Annotated in this window: 8 protein-coding genes and 1 pseudogene; 4 read left to right on the top strand and 5 right to left on the bottom strand. The window is 45.1% G+C overall.

Features of this window, described 5'->3' with window-relative positions; all coding sequences use genetic code 11:
• Window positions 1–75 (top strand): annotated as a pseudogene (locus RO21_RS13055) (IS1595 family transposase); the annotation flags it as partial.
• A 41-nt stretch (window positions 76–116) separates the two neighbouring features.
• Here the strand turns inward: RO21_RS13055 and rraA are convergent.
• From rraA to RO21_RS13050, 5 genes are all read right to left on the bottom strand, one after another.
• On the bottom strand, window positions 117–617 hold the full coding sequence (gene rraA / locus RO21_RS11920; protein ID WP_047978001.1) for a ribonuclease E activity regulator RraA: 501 nt from the start codon (window positions 615–617) through the stop codon (window positions 117–119).
• 60 nt (window positions 618–677) lie between these two features.
• Complete coding sequence (locus RO21_RS11915; protein ID WP_047978000.1) at window positions 678–1,928, bottom strand: paraquat-inducible protein A; 1,251 nt, start codon at window positions 1,926–1,928, stop codon at window positions 678–680.
• A complete protein-coding gene (gene rnhB / locus RO21_RS11910) occupies window positions 1,925–2,518 on the bottom strand; it encodes a ribonuclease HII (RefSeq protein ID WP_047977999.1) in 594 nt (197 codons plus the stop codon). Before rnhB ends, RO21_RS11915 begins: the two co-directional genes overlap by 4 nt.
• Entirely contained in the window at window positions 2,515–3,393 is an 879-nt protein-coding gene (gene ygfZ / locus RO21_RS11905; RefSeq protein WP_047977998.1) for a CAF17-like 4Fe-4S cluster assembly/insertion protein YgfZ, read from the bottom strand. Before ygfZ ends, rnhB begins: the two co-directional genes overlap by 4 nt.
• A 101-nt stretch (window positions 3,394–3,494) precedes the next feature.
• Window positions 3,495–3,641 carry a hypothetical protein gene (locus tag RO21_RS13050; protein ID WP_162198530.1) on the bottom strand — a complete coding sequence of 49 codons (147 nt, stop codon included), beginning with the start codon at window positions 3,639–3,641 and terminating at the stop codon, window positions 3,495–3,497.
• 89 nt (window positions 3,642–3,730) lie between these two features.
• Here RO21_RS13050 and RO21_RS11900 point away from each other — a divergent pair, with 89 nt between their 5' ends.
• The 3 genes from RO21_RS11900 (at window position 3,731) to thrC (ending at window position 5,978) form a co-directional block, all read left to right on the top strand.
• Entirely contained in the window at window positions 3,731–4,105 is a 375-nt protein-coding gene (locus tag RO21_RS11900; RefSeq protein ID WP_084724311.1) for a type II toxin-antitoxin system RelE/ParE family toxin, read from the top strand.
• Window positions 4,086–4,391 (top strand): addiction module antidote protein, encoded by a 306-nt coding sequence (locus RO21_RS11895; protein ID WP_047977997.1) that lies wholly within the window; start codon window positions 4,086–4,088, stop codon window positions 4,389–4,391. Before RO21_RS11900 ends, RO21_RS11895 begins: the two co-directional genes overlap by 20 nt.
• A 312-nt stretch (window positions 4,392–4,703) precedes the next feature.
• A complete protein-coding gene (gene thrC / locus RO21_RS11890; protein WP_047977996.1) occupies window positions 4,704–5,978 on the top strand; it encodes a threonine synthase in 1,275 nt (424 codons plus the stop codon).
• Window positions 5,979–7,069: the final 1,091 nt, after the last annotated feature.

Below are 7,069 nucleotides of genomic sequence, written 5' to 3'. Positions count from 1 at the left end.
TGGCGTTTTAACCACAGTGAAATAAAAGTTCAATTTTCCATTTTAAAACAATTAGTAAAGCAGAATTTATTCTAGTTATCTAGTACAGCCCCTTATTTTTTATAGTTGGATGGTTGTTAGTCCTTGCTATGTTCGACAAGATCAAGCAGTTCCGGCGAGAGAATAATGCCGGTGAGGTCGGCGTAAACGTAGTCTTCGGGGAGGAAGGTTACGCCGCCGAAATTAACCGGGGTATCGACTTCGCCGATGTTGGTGTTGTCTGCGCCCACCGGAATCGGGGCGAGGGCTTGAATGCCAATGTCTAGGGTTTCTAGCACATCTAATTGACGCACTGCGCCGTTGACGATAATCCCTTCCCAGCAGTTTTCAACGGCAAGTTGGGCTAACTCCGCATCAATCAATGCACGGCGCACCGCACCGCCGCCATCTACCAATAGCACTCTGCCTTCGCCCTCTTCTTCCAATACGTCGGCAATCAGTCCGTTGCTTTCAAAGCATTTGACGGTGGTAATTTTGCCGCAGAAGGCGGAAACGCCGCCAAAACTTGAAAAAATCGGTTCAACAACATCCACTTGGTCGGAATAGAGATCGCACAGTTCGGAAGTGTCAATACGCATAATAGCTCCTTGGTTTGTTGATTTTTTTATGGCGAAGTATAACCCTTTGCAAAGATTTGTTCAAATCTCACCGCTTGTCGATGGGGCTTGGCGGTGAAGCCGCCATAACATTCGGGCATCTAGGTAGCTGGACGAAATCATTGTTAAAAAGACGGCAGCGCCGAAGTAGAATGCCGCTTCGCCGACAGAAAAGCTGATAATTTGTCCCCGTTCGACCAACGACATCATTAACGCAAGCACGAACAGATCGAGCATCGACCAACGTCCGACAAAATGCACATAATGCAGTAGTTTCATCTGCCAGTGAATCGGGTGTCGCCAGCGGTAATGAATGGCAAGCAGCAGGTACAAAATCGCAGCAACTTTGCTGAACGGCACGGCGATACTGGCGATGAACACTATCGCTGCAACTGCATAGCTGCCCATTCCGAGAAACAGCATTACGCCGCCGATAAGAGAATCGGCGGAAACTGTGCCGGCTAATTCGGTCGCAGAAATCGGCAGTATGTTAGCCGGGATCATCATCACCACACCAGCCAATAGCGTTGCCCAAACCCGTTGTAATTTAATACTATCGGGCAGATCGACTTTACTCTCGCAGCGAGGGCAACGGGTCTGCCCTTTTTTATCGACAATGGTTTCGGCAAAGGTATATTCACATTCTGCGCAAAGTTGCACCTTGTCGGTGGTGTCGGGGGATAAGGGGTGATATTCTGGGTAAAAATCCCGCCACCAGCGTTTCGGATCGATTTTAATAAAAAGTAGTGTGGTGAGAATTGCCGAGGCAACGAAAGCGATTAAATAGGGATCAAATGCGAGGGTCGCATATTCTCGTACCTTAAAGGCGGCAACGGCTAAGGCGACTAAATAAACGTCCAACATTACCCACTGTTTCGCTTTATTCAGCAGTAAGAGCGTATAACGGGGGCGATGTCCGATCCAACGCTGAATGCGTAGAGATAGTACCAATAACGCAAAGGCAAACGGCATTACCACCGAGCAGAGCAAAATCATAAATGCTGTGTAGGGAAAACCGGCGGTTGCCATTTTCCATACCCCGCCCCATACGGACGCATAAATCGGCACGCCCAATAATTCAATGTTCATTAACGGGAAAAACAGGGCGAAGGGCAATAAAATCAAAACGGATAATGCCAAAATCGCACAGCGGCGTAAGCTCCAACGATTACCCGATTGCAACACCTCATCGCAAGTCGGACAGCAAGCGGTCTTATGGGGCAAATCGTTTGCAATTTTGACTACACTGTCGCACTCTAGGCAACGTTGTAGATGGTATGGGGCGCTTTTCATTTTTGCATCAGCCTTTTGGCAACCGGCGCAAAACTGCGACGGTGGAACGGGGTAACGCCAAGCTCGGCCAATTTTTCAAAATGCAGTTTGGTCGGGTAGCCTTTGTGTTGGGCAAAACCGTAGTCGGGAAATTGGCGATCCAATTCCGCCATTTCGGCATCACGGGCGACTTTCGCCAAAATAGAAGCGGCGCTAATCTCTGCCACTAAGCTATCGCCTTTGACGACCGCTTGCGCCGGCATTGGCAAATCCGGCACACGATTGCCGTCAATCAGCACAAAATCCGGCTGAACAGCTAAGCCTGCCACCGCTCGCTGCATTGCCAGCATTGTCGCGTGCAGAATGTTGAGTTGATCGATCTCTGCCGGTTCGGCACGCCCGAGCGACCAACTCAACGCTTTGGCTTTGATCTCATCGGCTAAAGCAAGGCGGCGTTTTTCGCTCAGTTTTTTGGAGTCCGCCAATCCTGCAATAGGTTGATTGGGATCGAGAATCACAGCCGCCGTTACCACCGCCCCGATAAGCGGGCCTCTGCCGACTTCATCGACACCGGCAATGTAGCGGGCGTTTGGGTAGATAAAGTGGCTCATTCGTTGTCATCCAAGCGGTAAGGGAGCGGGACGATGTGCAATGCCGTATCGCCGAAACGGAAGCAGCTGTCCGCCGGTGTGCCTTTATTCAGCACAATTTGCACCCAAAGCTGCTGCCGGTCAAGCGTGGCGGACAACACCGTGCCGGTCGCTTTCCAGTGTTCGCCCATTTGCAATTCAAGGCTTTCGCCGATCGGCGGTAAATCGGCATTGTTTGTGTTGCCAACGAGAGTAAACATTGCCCGCTTGTTCATTCCCCGATATTTGGCACGAGCCACCGTTTCCTGCCCGATATAGCAACCTTTGGTGAACGAAATCGCCTGTTCAAGGCACTGTAAATTCACCGCCTGCGGAATCAGCTCAAATTGATTTGGCTTGAACAGTAACGGAATACCCTGTTGAATGTCGAGCAAATGCCATAATTGACTGTTGCCGTAATGTTGTTCGGGCGCTGTCCCCCAGAAAATTGCCCGTTGCGGTTCGCCTTCAATGATACAAGCGGTCGGTTGGTTGCGTATTTTTGCAATGATCTCACTGCTTGTTGTGCCGAAAAGTACGCTTTCATCTTCGTTGAAGGCGACTTTGGAAAATACCGCATATTTTTTAAGCTGGATTAACGCCTCCGGCAAGAGATCCTGCAACACAATCGCAAAAAATTGCTGCTCGCCTGCACGAAAAAGGCGGAATAAGGCACTCATTTTGCCTTTCGGATCGCAGTGAGCGGTTAGAGTCTGTTCGCCGATAGTGAGTTTTGTCACATCGCAGGTAAGCTGCCCCTGTAAGTATTTTTCCGCATCGACACCGACAATTTCAATTAAACGGTACTGATCGAGCCGAACGCATAGAGCCGGTAATTCACGGCTGATTTCTCGCATTGTTGCCCCTTTTATCTGTTAAAATTGATCGAGATCATACATTATTGTACAGACGGGCGAAAACGTAAAGCGCTTTGCCCGAAAACAAGCTGCCTGTAAGATTATTTTTGCGGCGTGTGGAAAAGGGTTACCGCAATAAAGCTAAAGCCAAGTAAGCAGGCGATAATTAAGGCGTAAAAACCACCGTCCCAGCCATACACATCGACTAATTTTCTTTCCCCTAATATTTCGATTTGCGATTGCATCACTATAAAATGTATTATAAAAGATACGATTAGTCATTGAACAGCGGTATCTTTTAAAATACAATTATCCCCAAAAAGTATGAGAAACAGAGATGAGCAAGGCAGGTATTTACATCATTCGCCCAACCACTGTTTTTGATGAATGGCTAAGAAAAATAAAAGATCCTATCGCAAAAGCAACCATAGTCAAGCGGATTAACCGCGCTAAAAAAGGCAATTTTGGTGATCATAAGTTTTTGGGCGATGAAATATGGGAAATGCGGATAGATACAGGCAAAGGCTACCGTGTTTATTATGCCCAACGTGGCGAGGTCTTTTATTTGCTTATTTGCGGAGGAGATAAAACCACACAGCAAGCCGATATTGAAAAGGCTATCTCAATGCTTGAAGAAATCAAAGCACAAGAGAACGGTCAAATCTCGCTAACGGATCTACGGAGAATAAAAAATGGCAAAAGTATTAGATGAATTTGATGAAGCAAAATACCTCACCGATGAAGCAACCATTAAAGCCTATTTAGAGTTATCGCTTGAAAGTGGCGATAAAGCGGAATTTATTGAAGCCTTAAATACGGTGGCACGAGCAAGAGGAATGACCCAATTAGCCAAAGATACCGGGTTAGGCAGAGAAAGCCTTTATAGAGCCTTATCAGGCAGCGTAGAGCCGAAACTTAGCACGCTTGAACGCATAACAGAAGCTCTCGGCTTTAAATTATCACTCTCACTTACCTCAAAAGACGCAGCTAATGCCTAAGATAGTTGATAAACACCTGCCAACGCAATTTTTTGTATTCTGCGTCGGTGCGGTCAGAGGCAATTCTCGTAGTTGGCGGTGAGGCTTTAAGAAACGAAAACATAAGAACTCCTTGTTTGGCAGGGTATCGTATTGCCCAATAAAATAGTGTGAACGCCATTATCCGCTTGAAAAAAGAGGCGAGCAATTTGGAAAGTGCTATTCTGAGAAGCGGTTCGCATTAAAGGTGAAAAATCCGTTTTTACCATTGACTAAACAAAGTGAACCGCTAAAATCAAACTATTTTGCGATGGCAATTACAAGGACAACCGAATGAACTTATACAACATCAAGCACCCCGAAGAACAAGTCAATTTCGCTCAAGCGGTACGCCAAGGTTTAGGCAAAGATCAGGGATTATTCTTTCCACAACAAATTCCACAACTCACTCATATTGAGGATCTGCTCGCATTACCGTTGGTTGAGCGTAGCCAAAAAATTCTGGCAGCGTTAATCGGCGAGGAAATCCCGACAGATAGGCTCAACGCAATGGTAAAAAATGCGTTTACTTTCCCAGCACCGCTTGCCCAAGTAAGTGATAATATTTTTGCGTTAGAACTCTTTCACGGTCCGACTTTAGCGTTTAAAGATTTTGGCGGACGTTTTATGGCGCAAGCCCTTGCGGCAGTACGGGGAGACGGCAAGATCACTATTCTAACGGCAACATCCGGTGATACGGGAGCGGCGGTTGCCCACGCCTTTTACGGGTTGGAAAACATCAATGTGGTGATTTTATATCCGAAAGGTAAAATCAGCCCGTTGCAAGAAAAGCTATTCTGTACATTGGGCGGCAATATCCGCACTGTGGCGATCGAAGCGGATTTCGACGCTTGCCAAGCCCTTGTGAAGCAGGCCTTTGACGATGCTGAATTGCGTGATGCAATCGGCTTAAATTCTGCTAACTCAATCAATATCAGCCGCCTGCTTGCACAGGTTTGTTACTATTTTGAAGCTGTCGCACAGCTGCCGGCAGACAAACGTCAAGAGGTGGTCGTGTCCGTGCCGAGCGGTAATTTCGGCAACTTAACTGCCGGCTTAATTGCGAAAACCCTCGGCTTGCCGATTAAACGTTTTATTGCGTCCACCAATGCGAATGACACCGTACCACGTTATTTACGCTCGGGCGAGTGGTCGCCGAATGCGACTGTGGCGACATTATCCAACGCAATGGACGTCAGCCGCCCAAATAACTGGCCTCGTGTGGAAGAATTGTTTAAACGCAACGGCTGGGCATTGTCGGAATTAGGTTCAGGCGCATTAAACGATGCTGAAACGGAAACCGCCCTAAAAGCACAATATGCCGAAGGCTATTTATGCGAACCACACGGCTCAATCGCTTACCAACTCTTGCACGATCAACTGCAAAGCGGTGAAACGGGCATTTTCCTTTGCACTGCACATCCGGCAAAATTCAAAGAGTCGGTCGAACGCATTCTGGAGATTGAATTACCTCTGCCGGAAGCTTTAGGTAAACATAATAAATTACCGCTCTTATCCGAGGTAATGGCAAATGATTTTTCTCAATTGAAAGCGTATTTGCTTAAATAAAATGGCACAAGCGGTCAAATAATGCTGGGAATTTGTAATTTTTAATTTAATGTCGGTAGTATTAAATAGAGGCTGTTTTAGAATAACTGAAATAGTCTTTTTATATGATTGATAGTAGAAAGTTTAAATTCTGATATGGTAAGAGCTATTTAAATACCCACGTTTAGCATCATTGAGGCATAGCCTCTAATCGTCAGAAAGGTTATATTCTCAGCCCTTTTCTGATAAGGGTTTGTCAAGGTTTTAGTAACACAGAATTTTTTTAACCTCAAGCTGTGTTACTAAAAATCTAGGATTTGATAATACCCGATAGGTACGCATAGGACAATAAAAAAGCCTTGAAGTATTGATTTTCAAGGCTTTAAAGTATCTGTTAGGACTTGGTCGGAAGTTGATTTGGTGGAGCTGGGGGGAACTGCAAAATCGTGCTTAGCCTTATGATACAAGGGTTTTATATTTTTTGTTTCCCCGAAAACGTTACATCAAGGTTACATTGGATCGTATTTTTCAGAGGTTAGGATTATTAATCTTTTTCGGACGGCAGTTCAACTGATAAAAGTTTATTACCCATTTTCGCCATTTTTGGTTAGCAAGTAGTTTTGTCTTGCATTTATGCGAGGCTAGTTGGCTTGTTACCCATTTTTACTTTTTTTGGTGAACAAACGGATTTTGCCGGTAACTTAGGATAAACATCGAAAATTTACACTCGAACATCAGCAGGCATATTTCTTGCAAAAATAATTTTTTTATTGGTGCTTCGTAAAAATGATTAGGGAAATTAGGGAAATAGGGAAGAAAAATAAAAATCCATTTAAAATCAATTATTTGAAAAAATAAACTTCCCTAAATACCCCTGTTTTTTCCCTATTTTTTCCTAAAAAATCCCCTTGTTTTTCCTAAAAATAGGAAATAATTTGGGAAAACTTCCAGTGCTGTTCGTTTTATGTTCAAAAGTAGGTGTTTTTTCATCAATAGGGAAAAGTTGATTAATTTGGGTGTTAATGATCATGCAAAAATGCGCCAGGCTGATGCAGTAAGATCATCGAAAAGTGATCCACTGTATCTTTTGATAAACTCCTTGTTATTTAAAC

Source organism: Muribacter muris (assembly GCF_001038205.1).
Taxonomy (GTDB): Bacteria; Pseudomonadota; Gammaproteobacteria; order Enterobacterales; family Pasteurellaceae; genus Muribacter; species Muribacter muris.
This window is presented reverse-complemented; position numbering and strand designations above follow the sequence as displayed.

Bases quoted from the DNA above. Each gene is read 5' to 3' on its own strand.
- rraA (WP_047978001.1), bottom strand. From the start codon at position 617: ATGCGTATTGACACTTCCGAACTGTGCGATCTCTATTCCGACCAAGTG.
- RO21_RS11915 (WP_047978000.1), bottom strand. From the start codon at position 1,928: ATGAAAAGCGCCCCATACCATCTACAACGTTGCCTAGAGTGCGACAGT.
- rnhB (WP_047977999.1), bottom strand. From the start codon at position 2,518: ATGAGCCACTTTATCTACCCAAACGCCCGCTACATTGCCGGTGTCGAT.
- ygfZ (WP_047977998.1), bottom strand. From the start codon at position 3,393: ATGCGAGAAATCAGCCGTGAATTACCGGCTCTATGCGTTCGGCTCGAT.
- RO21_RS11900 (WP_084724311.1), top strand. From the start codon at position 3,731: ATGAGCAAGGCAGGTATTTACATCATTCGCCCAACCACTGTTTTTGAT.
- RO21_RS11895 (WP_047977997.1), top strand. From the start codon at position 4,086: ATGGCAAAAGTATTAGATGAATTTGATGAAGCAAAATACCTCACCGAT.
- thrC (WP_047977996.1), top strand. From the start codon at position 4,704: ATGAACTTATACAACATCAAGCACCCCGAAGAACAAGTCAATTTCGCT.